Below are 22,871 nucleotides of genomic sequence, written 5' to 3'. Positions count from 1 at the left end.
GCCTTCTCTCCTAGTCGGATCGCCCGCATGAAAAAGCTCTGGATACTCGTCAGCATTGTCGTTGTCGCCGCTGTGGCCGCTTGGCCGTTCCGCGACTCCATTCCCTATGTGAAATCGCTGCCCTTCGTTGCGTCGCATGGGCAGGCGACGCGCATTGCTTCCAACGCAGACGGCAAGCCCGAGGGTAAGGGTGCCGAAGCGCAGCCTGGTGGTGGGCGTGATCATTCCAGGGTCCAAGGTGGCGGTCGTCGCAATGGCGGGCCACCGGCGGTCTCCACCATCGCTGTAGAAGAAGCGACACTGCCGATGGATGTCGAGGCGACAGGCTGGGCCGTGGCAGCGGATTCCACCAATATTGCCCCACGCGAGCAAGGCACGGTGTCCTCGGTCGCAGCCACAAGCGGCCAGGAGGTGAAGGCTGGCGATCTCATCGTCAAGATGGACGATCGATCCGCCAGCGCCGCCGTTGCCAAGGACAAGGCCAATATCGCCGCCGATCTGGCAAGCGTCGCCCAGGCGCAAGCTGCCTTCGATCGCGCTTCCGCGCTTGCCAGGCAGAGTGCTGAATCCCAACAGGTGCTGGAGCAGGCCCGTGCGACACGCGATTCCGCTGCAGCCAAGGTCGATGCCGACAAGGCGACCCTCCAATCAGACCAGGCGATCCTTGAGGATACGGAAATCCGTGCGCCCTATAATGGCCGTCTCGGGATCATCACTATCAGCCCCGGCGCCTATCTCAGTGCTGGCGTGACGATTGTCAGCATCACCCGCTACGACCCGATCTTCATGCAGTTCCGGCTGCCGCAACGCTATTTGACGCAACTCCATGAAGGGCTGAAAAATGGAGCGACGGTTGATATCGATCCGGTTGCGACAGGCGGAACGCCCGTCTTGGGCAAGCTTGCACTGTTCGACAACTCTGTCGATCAGGCCTCAGGTACAGTGCTCGTCAAGGCCGAGTTCAAGAACGACAAGGGTCTGGTCTGGCCAGGCCAGTCTGCCAATGTCACCGTCCACTTCCAGTCCAATCAGAGGCAGATCGTCATCCCGACGGTCGCCTTGAGAGCAGGCGCAAGTGGGTCGTTCGTCTACACGGTAGATGACAATCATAAGGTTCACGTCACGCCCGTCGAGGTCGCCCGCTCGAACGGTGACATGACCGCCATTGCCGGCGGTATCTCGGTCGGTCAAAAAATCATCGTGGAAGGTCAGTCGGAGCTGACGGACGGGCAGACGGTGGTCGACACGCCGAGAGCCACGGCCGATCAGGCAAACAAAGTCGCCCAGATTGCTCCTGCCGCGGAGAATGCCCAGTGATTGCGCGCTTTTGTATTCATCGGCCCGTTGCTACCATTCTCCTTGCAATCGGACTGACGCTCGCTGGCTTTGCGGGTTACAGGCTTCTGCCTGTGGCCGCCCTCCCGAAGGTGGATTTTCCGACGATCAACGTATCGGCGTCGCTGTCCGGCGCTTCGCCGGAAACCATGGCGACGTCGGTCACGACGCCGCTCGTCAAGCAGTTCGAAACGATCCCCGGCATCAGCGAAATCAGCGCGAGCAATACCCTCGGCAACACCTCCATCGTCATCCAGTTCGATCTGAATCGCGATATTGATGCCGCGGCTGCGGACGTGCAGGCGGCTATTTCGCGCGCGCAGCGCCAGTTGCCGAGCAATATGACGACAGCGCCGAGTTATCGGAAAACCAACCCGGCGGATGCGCCGGTTCTGCTTCTTGCCGTCAACAGCAAGGAGATGCCGGCCAGCAAAGTGGACGATATTGCGGAGAACGTGATTTCGCCGCTGCTGTCCACCATTTCAGGCGTAGCGCAGGTCAGCATCTATGGTGCCAAGACCTATGCGGTACGGGTGGGTCTTGAGCCCTCTCTCTTGCAAGCGCGTAACATCGGTGTCGATACGGTCACGACAGCGATCGCCCAAGCCAATAATCAGGTGCCTGTCGGTGCGCTACAAAATCAGAGCCAGCGCCTGACGATCGATGCCGATACGCAAAGAACCAACGCGGACGAGTTCAAGTCGCTGGTCATCGCGACCGCAAACGGCGCGCCGGTCCATTTGGGCGATGTCGCCAATGTGCAGGATGGCGTGGATAACCCGGATTCGGGCAGCTCGTTCGATGGCGAGCCTGCCATCATTCTCGCGGTCCAGCGCCAGTCGGATGCCAACACCGTCGATGTGGTGAAAGCCATTCAGGACAAGCTGCCGGCGCTACGCGAGCAATTGCCGCCCTCGATCAACATTCATGTGATGAACGACACGTCGGTTGCCATCAAGGATGCAGTATCCGACGTTCAGTTCACGCTCCTCCTGACGATCGCTCTTGTCGTTCTGGTCATCTATCTCTTTACCGGCCACCTGACGGCGACCATCATTCCCGGCCTTGCCGTTCCCCTGTCGCTGATTGCCGCTTTCGGCGCCATGTATGTCCTCGGTTATAGTATCGACAATATTTCGCTTCTCGGGCTGACATTGTCGGTCGGCCTGGTGGTGGATGATGCGATCGTCATGCTGGAGAACATTCTGCGCCTGCATGAAGAGGGCCTTCCCATGCGCGAGGCGGCGCTGAAAGGTGCCGAGGAAGTCAGCTCGACGATTCTATCGATGTCGATTTCGCTTGTTGCAGTGTTCATCCCTATTCTCCTGATGGGTGGGGTGGTCGGTCGCCTGTTCAACGAATTCGGCATGGTCGTGACGCTTGCAATCATGGCATCGACGTTGGTGTCCTTGACGGTCACGCCCATGCTCGCCTCGCGCCTGTCGTCGCATTCGTCGAGGCCGCCAGCGATAATCCGCTGGTTCAATGCCGGCTTTGATCGCACACTTGCCGTCTATGACCGGTCCGTCGGGTGGTGCCTGCGTCATCGCGGCTTTGTTCTTCTGTGCTTCCTCGGCTCTGTAGCCGCATCCGGCCTGCTGTTCTGGACCCTGCCGTCCAGCTTCTTCCCTCAGGAAGACATTGGCCAGCTATCGGTCTCGACCCGCGCCCGTGAGGATATCTCCTATGCGGCCATGAACGATCTGCAGAATCAGGTGGCGGCGGCGATCCGCGCCAATCCCGCAGTTCTGCACCTAACCTCCATCGTCGGCGGTAACTCTCGCAGCCCGCTCAATAACGGCTCCATGTTCGTGCAGTTGAAGGCGAAGGAAATCAGAGAGCCGCTATCGCAGACGTTGGCGGAGCTGACGAAGGCGACCGCCAAGATCCCGGGCATCAGGACCTACATTACGCCTCAACAGAGCCTGCGCTTCGGTGGACGCAGCTCCGCCTCGCAGTATCAGCTTGTGGTGCAGGGCTTGAGCGCCGATGCCACGAGCACCTGGTCGGGCAAACTGATGGACCAGATGCGCAAGGATCCGACCTTCACATCCGTTACATCCGACGCGCAGAACGGCGCGATTGCCGCAACCATCGTGGTCGATTCGGAAAAGGCTGCGGCCTACGGCATCACCAATGATCAGCTGCGCAAGACGCTGGAGATGGCCTTTGGCGGATATGACGCCGCGCAGATTCAATCGACCGGCAACAGCTACAACGTGATCGTTGAGTTCGATCGCTCCAAGCCTTGGACGGATGATTTCCTGCGCGACATCAATATCCTCTCCACCAAGACGAACACCCTGGTGCCGCTGTCGAACTTTGCCTCAGTGGAGCGCAAGCCGGCACCCGTCACCATCAACCAGACCGGGCAGCTTGTCTCGACCACCATTTCGTTCAACCTGCCGGACGGCGTTTCGCTCAGCCAGGCCATGCAACGGATCGACCAGATCAAGACGCAGATCGATCTGCCTGCGGACGTCTTCACCACCTATGGCGGTACGGCAGCGATCTTCCAGCAGTCTCAGGGCAATACCGGGCTGCTGATCCTGGCGGCGGTGCTGACGATCTATGTGGTGCTTGGCGTTCTCTATGAAAGCTTCATCCACCCGCTCACCATTCTGTCGGGCCTGCCGGCAGCGGCCTTTGGCGCGCTGCTGGCGCTGGAAATCATGGGGATGGATTTCTCCATCATCGCCCTTATCGGTCTCTTGATGCTGATCGGTATCGTCAAGAAGAACGCGATCATGATGATCGATGTGGCGGTCGACAATATGCGCTGCAAGGGGGAAGAGGCGGCGGTTGCCATCCACGAGGCCTGCGTGCGCCGTTTCCGCCCGATTATGATGACGACCTTCTGCGCGCTTCTCGGTGCGCTGCCGATCGCACTCGGCTCCGGTGCCAGTTCGGAGCTGCGCCAGCCGCTCGGCATTGCCGTGGTTGGTGGCCTGCTGGTGTCGCAGGTTCTGACGCTCTTCATCACCCCCGTCATTTTCGTCGAGATGGAGCGGGCAGGCCGGGGTGTCGGTCGGCTGTTCTCAAGGCGTCACAAGGTTGCGCATGAGGTCAATACTGAAATCCATAGCAAGCCAAACAAAGCGGCTGCGTGATGATGCAGATCAGTAGAGACAAAAAAAGCCCGGTTTCCCAGGCTTTTAAGAAATCGGACGTGCTCAGTTCGTTGGCATCGGTGCTGCCGGTGCATTGGGATCGGGCAGCGGGGCCGGATTGTCGGAAAGGGTGCGCAGATAGGCGATCAGGTCGGCACGCTCGGTTTCCTTCTTGATGCCGGCAAAGCCCATCGCGGTGCCCGGCACATGCTTCTTGGGCGCTTCAATGAAGTAGCTGAGGTGGTCGTAATCCCACTTCTCGGAGCTGCCCTTGGAGAAGTCTTTCATGCCCGCGGAATAGCTGAAGCCTTCATGGCTTGCGATCGGGCGGTTGACGACGTCGTAAAGGTTAGGGCCGACTTTGTTGGGGCCACCCTTGTCCCCGGTGTGACAGCTCGTGCATTTCTTGAAAACGGTTTCGCCCTTGGCGGCGTCTGCAGTTGCAAGAAGCTTGGCAATCGGCGTTGCAGGTGCCTCGGCAGCGCCCCCAGCGGCCTCGCCACCGGATGTCTCCGCAACGATCGTATAGCCTTCCTTTTCCGGGGCAGCGGAATGAAAAATCCCGTCCGACGCTATCGATACCGTCATAAGGACGAAGACCGTGCCAAGAAGGGCACCGACCGCCATGTTAACCCGTGAATTCATTGATTTGCGCTCCCTCACAACCGTTTGCTTGAAACGGGCATCTTGAAATTGCGTGAAAGCTATGGCTTTTGCACAGCCTGCGCAACTTGAATATGCTCTCCGCCCCGTGACGTATTGCCACTTTTCCGGCGGAATTTGAAGGGTGTCGGATGAATAATCGAAATTTCGAAAAAGCCATCGTGCTTATTCCCGCGCGAATGGCCTCGACCCGCCTTCCGGGCAAACCTCTGGCCGATATAAACGGCAAGCCGATGATCGTTCAGGTTGCCATGCGCGCCCGCGAAGCCGGTGCCGAACGCATCGTCGTTGCGGTCGATGATGAGCGCGTTTTTCAGGCCGTCAACGATGCCGGTTTCGATGTCATCATGACGCGTCATGATCATCAATCCGGTTCCGATCGCATCTATGAAGCCTTGCAGAAAGCCGATCCGGACGGTCGCGCCGAGTTCGTCATCAATGTTCAAGGCGACCTTCCGACCATCGAGCCGGAAACGATTCGCGCCTCGCTTCTGCCCATGGACGATCCGGATGTCGATATCGCCACGCTGACCGTGCCGATCACCGACGAGGATGAAAAGACCAATCCGAGCATCGTCAAGATCGTCGGTAGCCCTGTTTCCGAGACCCGTCTTCGTGCTCTTTATTTCACCCGGGCGACCGCACCTTACGGCAACGGTCCGCTCTATCACCACATCGGGCTTTACACCTACAGGCGTGCGGCGCTGGAGAAATTCGTGTCGATGAAGCCGTCTGTTCTTGAGCTTCGTGAAAGCCTTGAACAATTGCGCGCGCTGGAAGCGGGAATGCGCATCGACGTGGAAATCGTCCATTCGGTTCCGCTTGGTGTCGACACGCAGCCGCAGCTCGAAATGGCCCGCAAAATCCTTGCCAACAGATAGAATTGAAGATCGCACCATGACCAGCAGCAATCGCATTGCCTTTCAGGGCGACTACGGCGCAAATTCCGACATGGCCTGCCGGGATGTCTTTCCGGATATGGATCCGCTGCCTTGCCCGACCTTTGAAGATGCGTTCAACGCGCTTGAAAATGGTGAAGCCGATCTCGCCATGATCCCGATCGAGAACACGCTGGCCGGACGCGTGGCAGATATCCACCACCTCCTGCCGGAATCGCGCCTTCATATCATTGGCGAATATTTCATGCCGATCCGTTTTCAGCTGATGGTGCTGCCTGGTGTCGAAAAGGACGAGATCAAGACGGTTCACAGCCACATCCACGCGCTTGGGCAGTGCCGCAAGATCATTCGCTCCAATGGCTGGAAGGCGATTGTCGCAGGCGATACCGCCGGTGCCGCGAAACTGGTGTCGGAAAAGGGTGATCGGACCATGGCGGCCCTTGCGCCGCGTTTGGCCTCCTCGCTCTACGGTCTCGATATCATCGCCGAAAACGTCGAGGATTCGGAAAACAATGTCACCCGTTTCGTCGTGCTCTCGCGCGATGAGCAATGGGTGAAGCGGACGTCTGCGCAGGATTTGATTGTCACCACCTTCGTCTTCAATGTGCGCAATATTCCGGCAGCGCTCTACAAGGCCATGGGCGGCTTTGCCACCAACGGAATCAACATGACGAAGCTCGAAAGTTACCAGATCGGTGGCAAATTCGTCGCAACACAGTTCTATGCGGATATCGAAGGGCATCCGGAAGACGAAGCCGTGCGCCATGCACTGGAAGAGCTAAGGTTCTTCTCTGAGAAGGTCCGCATTCTCGGCGTTTACAAGGGCCATGCGATGCGCGGAAAATTCAACACCGTCTGACTTTTGCGTGGGCGGGCGGGGAGGCTTAGGCCGCCCCGTCCCACTCGATCCAATCGCGCATCAGCCGATGGGCGATGGCGCCTTTCGGAGGCGGCAACTGGCCATTTGCCCCTGTCATCTGCAGAAGTTCCGCCACTTCCGCGCGGGTAAACCAGCGGCAATCCTCCAATTCGGCGTCGTCCCGGCTGATATCGAAGGACAGCGCTTCGGCAAAGCAGCCGATCATCAGCGTGTGTGGCATCGGCCATGGCTGTGAGGCATGGTAGCGAACGCGTCCCACCTGAATGGCGGATTCTTCCCGCGTCTCGCGACGCACGGCGTTTTCGATCGTCTCCCCCGGCTCCACGAAGCCTGCCAGGCAGGAATACATGCCCGGCGGAAAATGCGCGCCGCGACCGAGCAGGCAGAGATCCCGCTCCAGATCGATCGTCAACATGATGACGACGGGATCGGTGCGCGGAAAGATGGTATGTCCGCAGCCGGAACAGATTCGCTTGTAGCCGCCGATGCGAAGCTCCATCTGACCGGCGCATCGACCGCAGAAGCGATTGTCGGCGTTCCAGTTCACCAGGCTGACGGCTTGCGCCACCTCGCCCAAGAGTTCTTCGCCGATCAGCTGATCACGGTACAGCGTACGCGCGTCTGCTGCCTTGTAATGGCTGGCAAGCGTGTCTTCTGCCACCTTGACCGGGACAGCGATACGCGGCTCGCCATTCTGCTTGTAGCCGAGCAGGATCGCCTGCTCGAAATCGGGCTCCAGTTCTGCCAGCTCGTAAGCGGCAAACAACGGGTCGAGAACCTGATCGTCATGCTTGAGGATCAGCTTGTTACCGGCAAAGGCAAGAAGATGCATCCCCTCTACCTTGAGGGCGTCGGCCACGCAGGTCTCGTTGCGGTTTTCGGCAAGCCGCTCAAGATCGTTCTGGGCGAATGCGGTGAGAGCGGACGGTTCGGGATGCGGCGAGGTGGTCTCGAAAATGCGATGTGAAGTCATCAGAGTGCGCCAGCCAGTTTCTTGATGAAATCCTGCTTGTCACGTTCCGCATAAGGGACAGGGGTTCCTTGTCCCCAGATCGGTCCCGGCCAGCAGGGGTCGCCCTCGTTGCGAGCGATGATATGGACATGGAGCTGGCGAACGATGTTTCCAAGAGCGCCGACATTGATTTTGACCGCTCCCGTCACCTCTTTCAGCGCCGAGGCGACGAGGTTGGTCTCAAACGTCAGCACTGCCTGGTCGAGCGGCGTTAGATCGAACAATTCGCTGACATCGTTTCGCTGCGGAACCAGCACGACCCATGGCCAGCGGCAATCGTTTTGCAGACGCAACTGGCACAGGCCAAGTGTGGTGATCAGCACGCTGTCGCGCGCCAGTCTTTCGTCCAGGTGGAATGGGCCCAAGGCATCCTCCCTAAAATAATCTGCGGTCTTGCGCCGCAGTTCGCGCTCAATAGTGACCTGTTTTCACAGAGATAGCAGTTTTTTCAAGGCCTGACTTGCATTTGCTTCTATTATTGCCGATATGTGGCGCCGGGAGGTTGGTGGTGGACGAGCCACTCGCCAACCGGGTCAGGTCCGGAAGGAAGCAGCCCTAACGAGCCAGGCACGGGTCGCCGTGCCAGCCTCCCACCTTTTCTTCTTAAGACACGCTCTGCTTCGCCGGGCCAGTTCAGCCTGAAGCGGGCCCCACTTCGAAAACTGGCGAGGCGATGAGCGACACCGGAACCAACATGCCCCAGACAAAAGAGCAGGGTACGGGTTACCGGGTATTGGCGCGTAAATACCGCCCGAAGGATTTCTCCGATCTGATGGTCGGGCAGGAGCCGATGGTTCGCACGCTGACCAACGCGTTCGAAACCGGCCGTATTGCCCAGGCCTATATGCTGACCGGCGTTCGCGGCGTGGGAAAAACCACCACGGCTCGTATTCTGGCGCGGGCGCTGAACTACAAGACGCCTGAGATCGACAAGCCCACCATCGACCTGCGCGTTCCGGGCGAGCATTGCCAGGCGATCATGGAAGGCCGTCATGTCGATGTGATCGAGATGGACGCCGCCTCGCACACCGGCATCGACGACATTCGCGAGATCATCGAGCAGGTGCGCTATCGCCCTGTATCGGCGCGCTACAAAGTCTACATCATCGACGAAGTGCACATGCTCTCGACACAGGCTTTCAACGGCCTGCTGAAGACGCTCGAAGAGCCGCCCGAGCATGTGAAATTCATCTTCGCCACCACCGAAATCCGCAAAGTTCCGATCACCGTTCTATCGCGCTGCCAGCGTTTCGATCTTCGCCGCATCAGTGCCGCGGACCTTGTCGGCCTGTTTACGGCAATCGCATCCAAGGAAGGTTTCGAAGCCGAGCCGCAGGCGCTGTCGATGATTGCGCGTGCGGCAGAAGGTTCGGCGCGTGACGGTCTGTCGCTGCTGGATCAGGCAATTGCTCATGGCAGCGGACGCGTAGAGGCCGATGCGGTGCGCGGCATGCTCGGTCTTGCCGATCGTGCGCGCATCGTCGATCTCTTCCAGCACATCATCAAGGGCGATGTCGCGGCGGCACTGTCCGAATTCAATGCGCAGTATGAAGCGGGCGCCAATCCCGTTGTTGTCCTGAACGATCTGGCTGACTTTACTCATCTGGTCACCCGCATGAAATACGTGCCGGACGCTTCGGAAGATCCGTCATTGTCGGAGGTCGAGCGCCTTCGCGGTACAGAATTTGCCGATAGTGTTGCGGTCTCCACCCTGTCGCGCATCTGGCAGATGCTGTTGAAGGGAATTCCCGAAACGGAGAACGCTTCGCGCCCTGCCGGTGCCGCCGAGATGGTATTGATCCGCCTGGCGCACGCCGCCAACCTGCCGGCGCCGGAAGATGCGGCCCGCCGTCTCGAGGAACTCGCGAATGGCGCTGGCGCGATGCCAACTGGCGGTTCCGCTGGCAGTGGGGGCAATGGTCATGGTGGAGGCGCACGCGCCTATGGCTCGACGCAGGCCGTCGCCTCAGCTCAGACATCGCCGCAGATGCAATCCGCGCCCCAGCCGACTGCCATGCTGCGCGCCGTGCCGGATAGCCGCCCGCAGGACATGCAGGTCGCGGCACCGCGTACCGAGGAACGGCCTGAATCGAAAGTGCCGGTCAAATCGGTGCAGGATATTGCCGATCTGGCGCAGAAGAATCGAGATCCCGTAATACGGGCTAAAGTCCGCAATTTCGTGCGTCTGGTGAAGATCGAGCCTGGCCGTCTTGATATGCGTCTTGGCGAAGGCGCGCCAGGCTCGCTCCCCGGCGAACTTGGCGTCAAGCTAAAGGAATGGACAGGCATCCACTGGATCGTCAGCCTCAGCAAGGACGAGGGTGAGCCGACTCTCGTCGAAGCGGAAGGCAATGCGCGTGACGCGCGTCTGGTCGATGCGCGACAGGATCCGGATGTTGCAGCCATCCTCTCGCAGTTCCCCGGCGCAAAGATCACCGATGTGCGCATTCGTGCAGCCGTTCAGGAAGAGGTCGAAGACGTAAGCCCGCCTTCCGTTGCCGAATCGAGTGAAGGCGATATTCTTCCCGGCGACGATATCGAGTTTTGAGAAAACGGCAGAGTTGACGACCGTAGCCGTGTTCGGATCAACCGCCCCAACAACAAAAACAGGAGTTTCAGCCATGCGTGACATTATGGGCATGATGGGCAAGGTCAAGGAAATGCAGGCCAAGATGGAGAAGGTGCAGGAAGAAATTGCCGCACTCGAAGTCCACGGCAGCTCCGGCGGCGGCCTCGTGACCGTTACCCTCAATGGCAAGGGCGAAATGCGCGGCCTGAAGATCGACCCGTCACTCTTCAAGGAAGACGAAGTCGAAATCCTCGAAGACCTGATTGTTGCAGCCCATAAGGATGCGAAGGAAAAGGGTGAGGCCCAGGCTCAGGAGAAGATGGCCGGTATTACGGCTGGCCTGCCGATCCCGCCAGGCATGAAGTTTCCATTCTAAGATCCGACGCTATTTGGCGGCATGGACCGCCAAGACTTAGGCGATCATCTCGCGAAAGCGAATGGCAAGGGGCGTGCCGAGAAAAGCGGCGCACTCTTCCTGCGTCAAGCGGTTGGGCCGAAAACGCTGGAGGATGACGGGGATCGGGAGTTTCGTCCCGGCATACGGTATGAGGGTCACACTCTCCCCGGCCTCTATCATGCCGGTTTGAAGGACACGGCAGTAAACCCCGGGATGACCCGCTTCACGAAAGCGCTTGGCAAAATGCGGGTCGCCGACACGGGCAGTGAGTGTGGCGCAGGGGATGCGCGCGGCGGTGACTTCCAGCGTCACCTGTTGAAGCTCAAGCCGATCCCCGACGCAAAGCGCGGCACTGTCCATGCCTTCGATCACAAGGTTTTCGCCGAAGAATCCGGGCTCGATTGGGTGACCGCGGTCTCCGGTCCAGAAGTCGAGGTCGCCCGAGCCCATGGCATAGATCGCCTGGTCCGGTCCTCCATGGTGCTTGCGGTTACAGACTGCGTCACCAACGATGCCTTGTACGTCCACCATCACGGGGCCATTTACAGCGTGCTTGAAGACGCCGGTCTTGGATGTCTTGCCGGGTAGCGCCCGTGCATCGGCGCGACAAATAGCCTGAATTTTCATGAGATGCCTTTTGCCCTTACCGATTCCCGTTCAACGATTAATGCAGTAGAAACGCTCCATGGCAAAACGAGTCACCGGTCCCGAAATCGAAAAACTGATCCAGCTTCTGGCAAAGGTGCCGGGACTTGGGCCTCGCTCTGCGCGCCGCGCGGCGCTGCACCTCATCAAGAAGAAGGAGCAGTTACTCGGCCCGCTTGGGAGCGCCATGGGCGAAGCCTATGACAAGGTCAAGATCTGCTCCTGTTGCGGCAATGTCGATACGATCGATCCCTGCACTGTCTGTACCGATGTGCAGCGCGACCAGTCGGTCATCATCGTTGTGGAAGACGTGTCCGATCTCTGGGCGCTGGAACGGGCAGGGGCGATGAACACAGCCTATCACGTGCTGGGCGGCACGCTCTCCCCGCTGGATGGGGTCGGCCCTGAGGATTTGAACATCAAGGGCCTGATCGACCGCGTGAGTGTCGGCGGCATTCGCGAGTTGATCATCGCCGTCAACGCCACCGTCGAGGGCCAGGCGACTGCGCATTACATCACCGATCGACTGACCGATCTCGACGTCAAGATTACCCGTCTTGCCCATGGCGTTCCGGTCGGTGGCGAGTTGGATTATCTCGACGAAGGAACGCTGACCGCAGCCCTTCGCGCCCGCACCGCGATTTAAATAGCATACGATAAGGAGACCGAATGCGCGCTCACACCATCGGCCTTGCAGTTGCCGCCGCAGTTTCTCTTCTCTCTTCAGGCGCAGCACTTGCCCAGTCTATCCCGACGGGAGCGGCGGCCGCAAAATACGATGCGGAATTCAACGCCTGGCTGAAGCGGGAAATCTGGCCGGAAGCGAAAAAGGCCGGGGTGTCGCAAAAGACGCTTGAAGCCGCACTGACGGGTTTGACGATCAACTGGAAACTGCCGGACGTTCTCGTGCCGGGCCAGAAGCCACCCAAGGAGCAGGCGCAAAGCCAGGCCGAGTTCTCCTCTCCCGGAGCGTATTTTTCCGAAAAGCGGCTTCAGGGTCTTGCGGCAACGGGGCGCTCGCTTGCCGCCACCCATGCTGCCACCCTCAAGCGTATCGAAGCGACCTATGGCGTTCCTGGCAATATCGTTATCGCCATTTGGGGCCGTGAGTCTGGTTTCGGTCGTGCGAAGCTTCCCAATTCCGTCATCGACGTATTGGCGACCAAGGCCTATGCCTCCACCCGCAAGGACATGTTCCGGGCCGAGCTGATCGATGCGCTGAAGATTGCCGAAAGCGGCGACGTGCCACCCTCGCGGATGATGGGATCCTGGGCTGGCGCGCTCGGGCAACCGCAGTTCATGCCGTCGAGTTACCTCAAATATGCCGTCGATTTCGACGGAGACGGCCATCGCGATATCTGGAATTCGGTACCCGACGCGCTGGCATCCATCGCCAACTATCTATCGAAACGCGGCTGGCAGCGCGACCGCGACTGGGGTTTTGAGGTTTCCATACCAGGCGATGTTTCCTGCGCGCAGGAAGGTCCGGATCTGGCGAAGCCGGTGTCTCAATGGGCCAAGATGGGCATCACCCGCGTTTCTGGAAAAGGCTTTCCGTCCAACGACTTGAGCGCCGATGGCATGATGCTGGTTCCCGCCGGTCGCCACGGCCCGGAATTCGTCGTGACGCCGAATTTCTACGTCATCAAGGAGTATAACAACTCCGATCTCTACGCGCTTTTCATCGGCAATCTCGCTGATCGCATTGCCTATGGTGGGGGCCCGTTCAAGGCGGAATGGGGCAATGTCGGCTCCATGCTCCGCTCCGACGTGCTTGCCATGCAGAAGGCACTGGTCGCCAAGGGCTATGATGTCGGCAAGGCCGATGGCCTGGCCGGCTTCAAGACCCGCCGATCGCTGGGTGATTGGCAGGCAAAGAACGGCTTGAAGCCGACCTGCTTTCCTGATGCTTCCCTGAAAACAAAGCTCAGGTAAACCGTCTGAACGCGAGGTCAGTTTGTCGATCCGCTCAATGCGGATCGATATGGGCCTTATGGAAAATATCGTCCTGCGGCGGGATCGCCTGGCGCTCGATCATCCGGTGGACGCGGGGGCGTGTCTTGCCCTTGTGTAGCGTCAGGATGCGATCCCAGCTTTCCGCGTCGGCCTGGGTCCGTCGGTGATTGTGGCGGACATATTCGACCCAGGTCGGGACGTGGTAGATCTCCGTCCAGACATCCGGGTTTTCCAGATCCCGCATCAGGCTCCAGTTGCGCGCGCCATCGCGGATGCGGATGCGACGGCGCTCTGCCATGATCGCCATGAACTCCGGCAGATCGGCATCGTCGATCTCGTAATCCACCATGATCGCAATCGGGCCGCTGCGGGGTTTAACATCCAGTCGCAGAGGCGGCTCGACGAAGCGATTCAGCGGATCGAGGTTCAGTGAGGCGAAGGCCGGCATGGTGAGCTTGAAGCCGACGACGACGCCAAGCAGCATCAGCACACAGGAACAAAGGAGCGAGAAGGTCAGGCCATGATCTTCCGCCAGAGAGCCCCAGAGCCAACTGCCGACCGCGATGCCGCCGAAGGTCAGCGTCTGGTAGAGCGAGAGCGCACGCCCAACGACCCACCGGGGGGTGGAGAGCTGCACGATGGTGTTGAAAAGCGAGAGCGCCAGAACCCAACTGGCACCTGAAATCGTCAGAAACAGGCTGGTGATGATCGCATTGGTGCTGATGGCGGTAACGCCGGCGCTCAAGGCGAAGCCGAGAAAGGCGACCCGCACGATCCACTCGCTGCTCATCATCTCGCGAAGCCTGGCGCTCATCAGCGCCCCACCGATAGCGCCAACGCCGAAGGCGCCGAGCATGATGCCGTAGGTCAGCGGTCCGCCTTCGACGAGATCGCGCGCCACGAGCGGCATCAGCGCCAGGATAGCGCTGGCGGAAAGGCCGAAGAGAAAGCCGCGCACCAGAACTTTGCCGATATTGGGCGACATCGCGACATAGCGCATACCGGCGGAGATCGCGGCCAGCAACTGCTCACGCGGGAGCGTCGAATTGTTCTTTGGCGGTTGCCATTTGAACAGTGCATAGATCAGCGTGAAGTAGCTAAGCGCATTGACAAGAAAGGCTGCCGCGGCACCGGCTGCCGCGACGATGACACCACCGATGGCAGGGCCGACGCTACGGGTGATGTTGAAACCGACGCTGTTGAGCGTCACCGCCGCAGGCAGGTCCTCCCGCGGCACCATCTCACCGACCGATGCCTGCCAAGACGGATTGTTCAGCGCCGTACCGCAGCCGATCATGAAGGTGAAGAACAGAAGCAGCCATGGGGTCAGAAGATTCGCCCAGGCAAAGACTGTCAGCAGGATCGACGCGGCAAGCATCAGGAACTGCGCGGACAGCATGATCCGACGCCGATCGAAACTGTCGGCAAGCGCGCCGGAAATCAGCGAGAACAGCATGATCGGCAGCGAGGTAGAGGCCTGCACCAGCGCGATCATGTTCTCGGACGTCGAAAGTGCCGTCATCATCCATGCGGCACCCACGGCCTGGATGAGCCCGCCGAAGTTGGACGCGATGCTGGCGAACCAGATGCGTTTGTAGGTCGGGTGCCGGAGTGGCGCGAGTGGCGATTGACGGTCGGGCACGAGCGATCCAATTGATTTCAACTGCTGTTCTGGCAGCAGGCACTATAAAGGTCGATGGCGGTGACACCACCCATTCAAACGCTGCAAAGGTGAAATTGTGGCAGAAAAAATCGAATATTCGGATTTGCGCCGCAAACCTTGCATTTCCGGACAGAAGGGTTTATATCCCCGTTCAAATTCTTGATCGTCTGATGAAGAGTGGGGTCCCCAAGGCCCCGCTCTTTTTCGTTAGGCGGATCGTCAAACCGGAGCAGATGTTCCGCGCAAAGAACACCGGAAGAGCATAATGGCAGCAGCCGAACCGAGACTGATAACCGAAACAGGCATCGACCAGCGGATCGCCGAGATCATCGAGCCGATTTTGACCGGAATGGGTTTCGTGCTTGTCAGGGTCCGGCTTTCCAGCCAGAATGGCTCGACATTGCAGATCATGGCCGAACGTGAAGACGGGACCATGACCGTTCAGGATTGCGAAGCCGTCTCGATGGCCATTTCGCCGGTTCTTGATGTGGAAGATCCCGTCGAAAAGGCGTATCATCTGGAAGTGTCCTCGCCTGGCATCGACCGTCCGATGGTTCGCAAGTCCGATTTTGTTCGCTGGCAGGGGCATCTCGTCAAGGTCGAGACCTCGATCCTGGTGGATAATCGCAAGCGCTTCCGTGGCAAGATCGCGGAAGTTGATGCTGACAGCTTTAAGCTCGAGCGCGACCAGATCGGCTATGGCGAAGAGCCGGTCGTGACAATCCCGTTCAACACGCTGTCTGATGCCAAACTGGTTTTGACGGATGACCTTATTCGTGACGCGCTGAAGGCGGATAAGCAGGCCAAGGCCGCTGCTGCCAACCAGAACGAAGAAGCAGACGAAGATTGATTTTTTGAGAGACCCTGCGGGGCTCTTCCAACGCAAACATGCGACTTACGGAGACAAAAAAATGGCAGTGAGTGCTAACCGGCTTGAGCTTCTGCAGATCGCCGATGCTGTGGCGCGCGAAAAGGTCATCGACCGCGAGATCGTGCTTGCCGCAATGGCCGATGCCATCCAGAAGGCCGCCCGTTCGCGTTACGGTTCCGAGACCAATATTCGCGCCGACATCAACTCCAAGACCGGCGAAATCCGCCTTCAGCGTCTTCTGGAAGTGGTAGACAAGGCCGAAGATTACTCCACCCAGATTCCGCTGGAGCTGGCACGCGACCGCAACCCCGATGCCAAGCTCGGTGACTTCATTGCCGATCCGCTGCCGCCGATGGATTTCGGCCGTATCGCTGCCCAGTCCGCCAAGCAGGTCATCGTGCAGAAGGTTCGCGAAGCCGAGCGTGACCGTCAGTTCGACGAGTTCAAGGATCGTATCGGCGAAATCATCAACGGCACGGTCAAGCGCGTCGAATATGGCAACGTCATTGTCGATCTCGGCCGTGGCGAAGGCATTATCCGCCGTGATGAGATGATCCCGCGCGAAAACTTGCGCTACGGCGATCGCGTCCGCGCCTATGTTTATGACGTTCGTCGCGAGCAGCGCGGCCCGCAGATTTTCCTGTCGCGTACCCATCCGCAGTTCATGGTCAAGCTCTTCACCATGGAAGTGCCGGAAATCTACGACGGCATCATTCAGATCAAGTCGGTTGCCCGTGATCCGGGTTCGCGCGCCAAGATCGCCGTGATTTCCAATGACAGCTCGATCGATCCGGTCGGTGCTTGCGTCGGTATGCGCGGTTCGCGCGTTCAGGCCGTCGTCGGCGAGCTTCAGGGCGAAAAGATCGACATCATTCCGTGGAGCCAGGAGCCTGCGAGCTTCATCGTCAATGCGCTTCAGCCTGCGGAAGTGGCCAAGGTCGTTCTGGATGAAGAGTCCGAGCGTATCGAAGTGGTCGTTCCCGACGAGCAGCTGTCGCTTGCGATTGGCCGTCGCGGTCAGAACGTTCGCCTCGCTTCGCAGCTGACCGGCTGGGATATCGACATCATGACGGAGCAGGAAGAGTCCGAGCGTCGTCAGAAGGAATTCAACGAGCGTACCAACCTCTTCATGGAAGCGCTGGACGTCGACGAAATGGTCGGCCAGGTTCTGGCATCCGAAGGCTTCGCCCAGGTCGAGGAACTGGCCTATGTCGAGCTGGATGAAATCTCCTCTATCGACGGCTTCGATGAAGACACCGCTGTCGAAATCCAGACGCGCGCCAAGGAATATCTCGACCGCGTTGAAGCGGAAATGGATGCCAAGCGCAAGGAACTCGGCGTTGCCGACGAACTGCGCCAGATCGACGGCCTGACATCGCAGATGATGGTGGCTCTCGGCGAAGACGGCATCAAGACGGTCGAAGACTTTGCCGGCTGCGCAGCGGACGATCTCGTCGGCTGGACCGAGCGCAAGGATGGCGAGACCAAGAAGTTCGACGGCATCTTCTCCAAGCTCGACGTCTCTCGCGTCGAGGCCGAAAACATGGTTCTGCAGGCTCGTCTTCTGGCTGGCTGGATCACCGAAGAAGAACTGGCTGCTGAACAGCAGGCTGCCGAGGAGGCGGATACCGCCGTTGAGGAATGATATCGCAGGCGCATGAACCGGATGCCGGGTCCGATGAGGATCTGGCAGAAGGCAACGTCAACGGACGTATGTGCATTGTTACACGACAGAGTGGATCGCCAGATGAGTTGATCCGCTTCGTCGCAGGCCCGGACGGTCAAATCGTGCCGGACCTGAAGCGCCAATTGCCGGGGCGCGGTTGCTGGGTGACAGCCGACCGAGCGCTGGTGGAAAAGGCGATCGCAAAGAAGCTCTTTGCGCGCGCCTTGAAAACGGACGTCAAGGCTGGACCGGATCTTCTTGAGATGCTGGACCGGCTGATGACGCAGCAGGTAACGGGCATGATGAACATGGCGCGCAAAGCTGGCCAGTTCATCAGCGGCGCCATGAAGGTCGATGCGGCCGTCCGTTCCGGACAGGCGCTGGCGGTCTTCCACGCAACCGATGCCGCCGCTGATGGCGTTCGGAAACTGGATCAGGCCCGCAAGGCCTGGGCACTCGGTACGGGTGCCGATGAAATACCGTCCTTGAAGCTCTTTACCGGGGCCGAAATGGACGAACTATTGGGCCAGAATGCTTTTATCCATGCCTGCGCGCTTGCAGGACAGGCGGGTGAGGGTGTAGTGAAGCGCGCAAAGATGCTTGAGCGATATCGCCATGGCGAAAAAGCTCCAGCGGACATTGGCGCTGCCCGGACAGAACGACAATGACGCGGTTATCGGACAACACCGGCCGCCGCGTTCGGATGCAGCTATTGAAAGACAGGGCCTGATGGTGTCATCCGGCTCTCGTCTGTAGGAACGGGAACGGAATGACCGATAACAACGACGACAAGACACTCAACGCACAACCCAAGAAGACTCTCACCCTCAAGCCGGGCGGGTTGAACCAGGGTACCGTGCGTCAGGACATGGGTCGTGGTCGCACCAACGCAGTTGTCGTGGAAACACGCAAGCGTCGCCCCATGCGTCCTGAAGACGAGAAGCAAGGTGGTGCAGCTGCAGCTCCTGTTGCCCAGCAGCCACGCGCAGCAGCGCCTGCGGCGCCGGTTCCACCGCGTCCGCAGCCAGCTCATCCGGCACCTCGCGTCCAACAGACCAACAACCAGCAGCGTCCGCAGCCGTCGGCTCAACCGCGCCAGCAGGATCGTCCGCGCGGCAACGTTCTGCACGACCTCTCTGCCGGTGAGATGGAAGCACGCCGTCGGGCGCTGATGGAAGCTCAGGCTCGCGACGTGGTCGAAGCCAAGCAACGCGCCGAAGACGAAGCGCGCCGCAAGGTGGAAGAAGAGCGCCGCATTGCCGCCGAGAAGGAAGAGGCAGCGCGTCGCGCCGCTGAAGAGGCTGCCGCTGCCAAGGCTGCTGAGAACGAGCCACCTGCCAGAGAAGAGCAGGCCGCAGTTCGTCCGACGGCCGCAACAGCGCAGCCTGTGCGCCGTGACGTTCGCCCGCAGTCCACGCGTCCCTCGCCCGCAGCAGCGGCGCCTGCACCTGCGCCGGAGATGCCCGGTCGTGGCGCTCCGGGCGTTCGCCGCACCGACAAGGATGACGAGGACGATCGTGGCGCACGCCGCACCGGCATGCCAATGCGCGGCAAGGCGCCAGCCCCTGCGCCCGCAAAGCCCGCTGCCCGTCTGAAGACGGAAGAAGAGCGTCGTCGCGGCAAGCTCACCGTCACATCGAACCTCGACGAAGAGGGTGCGCAGCGCGGCCGTTCGCTGGCCTCCATGCGCCGTCGCCAGGAGAAGTTCCGCCGCAGCCAGATGCAGGAAACCCGCGAGAAGATTTCCCGCGAAGTTGTCCTGCCCGAGACCATCACCATTCAGGAACTGTCGCAGCGCATGTCCGAACGTGCGGTGGACGTCATCAAGTACCTGATGAAGGAAGGCCAGATGATGAAGCCGGGCGACGTCATCGACGCCGATCTGGCCGAACTGATTGCCGGCGAATTCGGCCACACCGTCAAGCGCGTGTCGGAATCCGACATTGAAGAAGGTATCTTCAATGTTGCCGACGTCGAAGGCGACATGGTTTCGCGTCCTCCGGTCGTCACCATCATGGGTCACGTCGACCACGGCAAGACCTCGCTGCTCGACGCCATCCGTCAGGCAAACGTGGTTGCTGGCGAAGCCGGTGGCATCACCCAGCATATCGGTGCCTATCAGGTCGAGCAGAACGGCCAGAAGATCACCTTCATCGACACCCCAGGCCACGCCGCCTTCACGGCCATGCGTGCCCGTGGTGCGCAGGCAACCGACATCGCGATCCTCGTGGTTGCGGCTGACGACAGCGTGATGCCGCAGACGATCGAATCGATCAATCACGCCAAGGCAGCCGGCGTGCCGATCATCGTGGCGATCAACAAGATCGACAAGCATGAGGCAAACCCTGAAAAGGTTCGCCAGCAGCTGCTCCAGCACGAAGTCTTCGTGGAATCCATGGGCGGTGAAGTGCTTGACGTCGAAGTCTCGGCCAAGAAGAAGCAGGGCCTCGACAAGCTGCTCGAAGCCATCCTGCTGCAGGCCGAAATCCTCGATCTCAAGGCAGACCCAAGCCGTACTGCAGAGGGCACGGTCATCGAAGCCGAACTCGACCGTGGTCGTGGTGCAGTAGCGACCGTTCTCGTTCAGAAGGGTACGCTGAAGCCTGGCCAGATCATCGTTGCTGGTGATCAGTGGGGCCGCGTCCGCGCACTCGTCAACGACAAGGGCGACCACGTCAAGGAAGCGGGTCCTGCCATGCCGGTCGAAATTCTCGGCCTGTCCGGCACACCGTCTGCCGGTGACCGTTTCGCCGTCGTCGAAAGCGAAAGCCGCGCTCGCGAGATTTCCGAGTACCGTCAGCGTCTTGCCCGCGACAAGGCCGTTGCTCGCCAAACTGGCCAGCGCGGTTCTCTCGAGCAGATGATGAGCCAGCTACAGACCTCCGGCATGAAGGAGTTCCCGCTGGTCATCAAGGCCGACGTGCAGGGTTCCGTGGAGGCGATCATCGCATCGCTCGAAAAGCTCGGTACCGACGAAGTCCGCGCACGCATTGTCCACTCGGGCGCAGGCGCCATCACGGAATCGGATATTTCTCTGGCAGAAGCATCCAACGCCGCGATCATCGGCTTCAACGTCCGTGCCAATGCCCAGGCCCGTACAGCGTCTGAGCGCGCCGGCATCGAGATCCGCTATTACAACATCATCTACGATCTGGTGGATGACGTGAAGGCGGCCATGTCCGGTCTTCTTTCGCCGGAACGTCGCGAGACCTTCCTCGGAAATGCCGAAATCCTCGAAGTCTTCAACATCACCAAGGTCGGCAAGGTTGCCGGTTGCCGTGTCGTCGAAGGCAAGGTGGAACGTGGTGCAGGCGTCCGTCTGGTTCGCGACAACGTCGTCATCCATGAAGGCAAGCTCAAGACGCTCAAGCGCTTCAAGGACGAAGTCAGCGAAGTGCCGGTCGGTCAGGAATGCGGTATGGCCTTCGAGAACTACGAAGACATTCGCGCTGGCGACACGATCGAGTGCTTCCGCGTGGAGCATATTACCAGAACGCTCTAAGCGCTCTGCCTGATTGTATGATTTTAAGAGCGAGCGCTGGCTAACCGGCGCTCGCTGAATTTTAAGATACTCCGACAAGAGGGTCCAACATGGCCTTCCGCCGAGAGTGCTGGAATGAGAAATTGGGAAGCTGCAAAGCCGCCCGACAATCTTCTTCCAATTTGCTGAGGCAAGAATAACAATGGCAAAAGCAACTTCATCAGCCCCTTCACAACGCATGCTGCGCGTCGGCGAGCAGGTTCGTGCGGCTTTGACGCAAATCCTGCAGCGCGGCGAAGTGCGTGACGATCTTCTGGAGAAGACGGTCATTTCCATTTCGGAAGTGCGCATGTCTCCCGATCTCAAGATCGCGACCGCCTATGTAACACCGCTTGGCGTTGCCGATCATACCGAGAGCATCGATGCCTTGAACCGGCATGCGAAGTTCATCCGCGGCAGGCTCGGACCACACCTGCGCCAGATGAAATACGTTCCGGAAGTGCGCTTCCGCGATGACACCAGCTTCGACAATTATCAGAAGATCGACGCCCTGCTGCGCTCTCCCGAAGTGCAGCGCGATCTTGGATCTTCCAACGAAAAAGACGACGAACAGAACTGAAGAATGTCCAAACCACGCAAACCCAAGGGTCGCCCGGTTTCCGGCTGGCTCATCCTCGACAAGCCGTTCGATTTCGGCTCCACCGAGGCCGTCTCCAAGATCAAATGGCTTTTTAACGCGCAGAAGGCTGGCCACGCCGGTACGCTCGACCCGCTCGCCTCGGGCATGCTGCCGATTGCGCTGGGCGACGCCACCAAGACCGTCCCTTACGTCATGGATGGCCGCAAGATCTATGAATTCACTGTCAGCTGGGGTGAAGAACGCACCACCGACGACATGGAAGGCGAGGTTCTCAACGCCTCCGGCAACCGTCCGAGCGAGCAGGATATTCGCGATCTGCTGCCCAAATATACCGGCACGATCCTGCAGACGCCACCACAGTTCTCCGCCATCAAGATCGCCGGCGAGCGCGCCTATGACTTGGCACGTGAGGGCGAAGTCGTCGAAATTCCGGCACGTGAAGTCGAGGTTCATCGCCTGACATTGCTGGCCTGCCCGGATGAGAACACCGCGCATTTCGAAGTGGAGTGCGGCAAGGGCACCTATGTTCGTGCTCTGGCGCGCGACATGGGTCGTGATCTTGGCTGTTACGGCTTCATTTCCGAACTCCGACGCGCCATGGTCGCGCCCTTCGCGGAAGATGCGATGGTGCCACTGGAAAAGCTCACCGAACTGGAGACGATCGAAGACCGCGACGAGCGCCTTGCCGCGCTTGACGCCTATCTCATCGATACGTCCGAAGCGCTTTCGTCACTGCCGCATCTCATCATCAATGATGATCAGGCACACCGCCTGAAGATGGGCAATCCCATCCTCCTGCGCGGACGCGATGCCCCGACGCAGGAATCGGAAGCCTACGCCACCGCGCGCGGCAGGCTGGTGGCGATCGGCGAGATCGGCCAGGGCGAATTCCGCCCCAAGCGCGTCTTCGGCTGACGGGACATCGGCGTCACCTTCTCTCTTGAGGAACGCTCAATCATCATGCCGACGGCCGCGCTGGTCGTCGGCATTTTCATGCGGCTGAAACAGGGTGAGCCGCAAGAAATCCCGTAGAATATCAATCACTTTTCGAAGCACGACACATCCTCCACGGAGCCGTCATTGT

Annotated in this window: 20 protein-coding genes and 1 other RNA gene; 16 read left to right on the top strand and 5 right to left on the bottom strand. The window is 59.6% G+C overall.

Going from position 1 to position 22,871, the window contains the following annotated elements:
- The first annotated feature begins 27 nt into the window (after window positions 1–27).
- Window positions 28–1,317 (top strand): efflux RND transporter periplasmic adaptor subunit, encoded by a 1,290-nt coding sequence (locus ACQZ5M_RS07140; RefSeq protein ID WP_449079326.1) that lies wholly within the window; start codon window positions 28–30, stop codon window positions 1,315–1,317.
- A complete protein-coding gene (locus ACQZ5M_RS07135) occupies window positions 1,314–4,445 on the top strand; it encodes an efflux RND transporter permease subunit (protein WP_449079325.1) in 3,132 nt (1,043 codons plus the stop codon). The genes ACQZ5M_RS07140 and ACQZ5M_RS07135 overlap by 4 nt, the downstream gene beginning before the upstream one ends.
- Window positions 4,446–4,508: 63 nt before the next feature.
- Here the strand turns inward: ACQZ5M_RS07135 and ACQZ5M_RS07130 are convergent, their stop codons facing one another.
- Complete coding sequence (locus ACQZ5M_RS07130; protein ID WP_296015874.1) at window positions 4,509–5,090, bottom strand: c-type cytochrome; 582 nt, start codon at window positions 5,088–5,090, stop codon at window positions 4,509–4,511.
- 149 nt (window positions 5,091–5,239) lie between these two features.
- Here ACQZ5M_RS07130 and ACQZ5M_RS07125 point away from each other — a divergent pair, with 149 nt between their 5' ends.
- On the top strand, window positions 5,240–5,989 hold the full coding sequence (locus ACQZ5M_RS07125) for a 3-deoxy-manno-octulosonate cytidylyltransferase (RefSeq protein ID WP_296040969.1): 750 nt from the start codon (window positions 5,240–5,242) through the stop codon (window positions 5,987–5,989).
- Between the two features lie 16 nt (window positions 5,990–6,005).
- Window positions 6,006–6,866 (top strand): prephenate dehydratase, encoded by an 861-nt coding sequence (locus tag ACQZ5M_RS07120; RefSeq protein ID WP_449079324.1) that lies wholly within the window; start codon window positions 6,006–6,008, stop codon window positions 6,864–6,866.
- A gap of 25 nt (window positions 6,867–6,891) precedes the next feature.
- On the opposite strand, the gene nudC is transcribed toward ACQZ5M_RS07120, so the two are convergent.
- The gene (gene nudC, locus ACQZ5M_RS07115; RefSeq protein ID WP_296040965.1) at window positions 6,892–7,860 is read right to left on the bottom strand and encodes an NAD(+) diphosphatase; all 969 of its coding nucleotides are present in this window, start codon (window positions 7,858–7,860) and stop codon (window positions 6,892–6,894) included.
- A complete protein-coding gene (locus tag ACQZ5M_RS07110) occupies window positions 7,860–8,264 on the bottom strand; it encodes an HIT domain-containing protein (protein WP_449079323.1) in 405 nt (134 codons plus the stop codon). Before ACQZ5M_RS07110 ends, nudC begins: the two co-directional genes overlap by 1 nt.
- A gap of 132 nt (window positions 8,265–8,396) precedes the next feature.
- Between ACQZ5M_RS07110 and ffs the strand changes: the two genes are divergently transcribed.
- From ffs to ACQZ5M_RS07095, 3 genes are all read left to right on the top strand, one after another.
- Window positions 8,397–8,493, top strand: an RNA gene (gene ffs / locus ACQZ5M_RS07105) — signal recognition particle sRNA small type.
- Window positions 8,494–8,572: 79 nt separating this feature from the next.
- Window positions 8,573–10,447 (top strand): DNA polymerase III subunit gamma/tau, encoded by a 1,875-nt coding sequence (locus ACQZ5M_RS07100; RefSeq protein ID WP_449079322.1) that lies wholly within the window; start codon window positions 8,573–8,575, stop codon window positions 10,445–10,447.
- A gap of 73 nt (window positions 10,448–10,520) precedes the next feature.
- The gene (locus ACQZ5M_RS07095) at window positions 10,521–10,844 is read left to right on the top strand and encodes a YbaB/EbfC family nucleoid-associated protein (RefSeq protein ID WP_296015885.1); all 324 of its coding nucleotides are present in this window, start codon (window positions 10,521–10,523) and stop codon (window positions 10,842–10,844) included.
- Between the two features lie 36 nt (window positions 10,845–10,880).
- On the opposite strand, the gene ACQZ5M_RS07090 is transcribed toward ACQZ5M_RS07095, so the two are convergent.
- Window positions 10,881–11,492 (bottom strand): MOSC domain-containing protein, encoded by a 612-nt coding sequence (locus ACQZ5M_RS07090; RefSeq protein WP_449079321.1) that lies wholly within the window; start codon window positions 11,490–11,492, stop codon window positions 10,881–10,883.
- A 58-nt stretch (window positions 11,493–11,550) separates the two neighbouring features.
- Here ACQZ5M_RS07090 and recR point away from each other — a divergent pair, with 58 nt between their 5' ends.
- Together recR and ACQZ5M_RS07080 are read left to right on the top strand one after the other, a co-directional pair.
- Window positions 11,551–12,156, top strand: a complete 606-nt coding sequence (recR, locus tag ACQZ5M_RS07085) for a recombination mediator RecR (protein ID WP_296015888.1) — start codon at window positions 11,551–11,553, stop codon at window positions 12,154–12,156.
- A gap of 23 nt (window positions 12,157–12,179) precedes the next feature.
- Window positions 12,180–13,445 carry a lytic murein transglycosylase gene (locus tag ACQZ5M_RS07080; protein WP_449079320.1) on the top strand — a complete coding sequence of 422 codons (1,266 nt, stop codon included), beginning with the start codon at window positions 12,180–12,182 and terminating at the stop codon, window positions 13,443–13,445.
- A gap of 34 nt (window positions 13,446–13,479) precedes the next feature.
- On the opposite strand, the gene ACQZ5M_RS07075 is transcribed toward ACQZ5M_RS07080, so the two are convergent.
- Window positions 13,480–15,108, bottom strand: coding sequence for an MFS transporter (locus ACQZ5M_RS07075; protein WP_296015890.1), 1,629 nt, complete (start codon window positions 15,106–15,108; stop codon window positions 13,480–13,482).
- On the opposite strand from ACQZ5M_RS07075, the gene ACQZ5M_RS07070 reads away from it, so the two are divergent.
- The 7 genes from ACQZ5M_RS07070 (at window position 15,087) to truB (ending at window position 22,702) form a co-directional block, all read left to right on the top strand.
- A complete protein-coding gene (locus ACQZ5M_RS07070) occupies window positions 15,087–15,395 on the top strand; it encodes a hypothetical protein (protein WP_296015892.1) in 309 nt (102 codons plus the stop codon). The genes ACQZ5M_RS07075 and ACQZ5M_RS07070 overlap by 22 nt on opposite strands.
- Window positions 15,395–15,979 (top strand): ribosome maturation factor RimP, encoded by a 585-nt coding sequence (gene rimP, locus ACQZ5M_RS07065; protein ID WP_062443144.1) that lies wholly within the window; start codon window positions 15,395–15,397, stop codon window positions 15,977–15,979. The genes ACQZ5M_RS07070 and rimP overlap by 1 nt, the downstream gene beginning before the upstream one ends.
- A gap of 61 nt (window positions 15,980–16,040) precedes the next feature.
- Window positions 16,041–17,645: a transcription termination factor NusA gene (gene nusA / locus ACQZ5M_RS07060; RefSeq protein WP_296015896.1), complete on the top strand. Its 1,605-nt coding sequence runs from the start codon at window positions 16,041–16,043 to the stop codon at window positions 17,643–17,645.
- The gene (locus tag ACQZ5M_RS07055; protein ID WP_296015899.1) at window positions 17,642–18,334 is read left to right on the top strand and encodes an RNA-binding protein; all 693 of its coding nucleotides are present in this window, start codon (window positions 17,642–17,644) and stop codon (window positions 18,332–18,334) included. Before nusA ends, ACQZ5M_RS07055 begins: the two co-directional genes overlap by 4 nt.
- Window positions 18,335–18,435: 101 nt before the next feature.
- Window positions 18,436–21,168 (top strand): translation initiation factor IF-2, encoded by a 2,733-nt coding sequence (infB, locus tag ACQZ5M_RS07050; RefSeq protein WP_296076833.1) that lies wholly within the window; start codon window positions 18,436–18,438, stop codon window positions 21,166–21,168.
- Between the two features lie 181 nt (window positions 21,169–21,349).
- A complete protein-coding gene (gene rbfA / locus ACQZ5M_RS07045; protein ID WP_440598381.1) occupies window positions 21,350–21,766 on the top strand; it encodes a 30S ribosome-binding factor RbfA in 417 nt (138 codons plus the stop codon).
- 3 nt (window positions 21,767–21,769) lie between these two features.
- The gene (truB, locus tag ACQZ5M_RS07040) at window positions 21,770–22,702 is read left to right on the top strand and encodes a tRNA pseudouridine(55) synthase TruB (RefSeq protein ID WP_296040944.1); all 933 of its coding nucleotides are present in this window, start codon (window positions 21,770–21,772) and stop codon (window positions 22,700–22,702) included.
- The last annotated feature ends 169 nt before the right edge of the window (window positions 22,703–22,871 follow it).

The organism is Rhizobium sp. 22-785-1, assembly GCF_053521965.1.
Note: the sequence above shows the minus strand (reverse complement) of the source record. Positions and strands in the feature narration are given on the sequence as shown.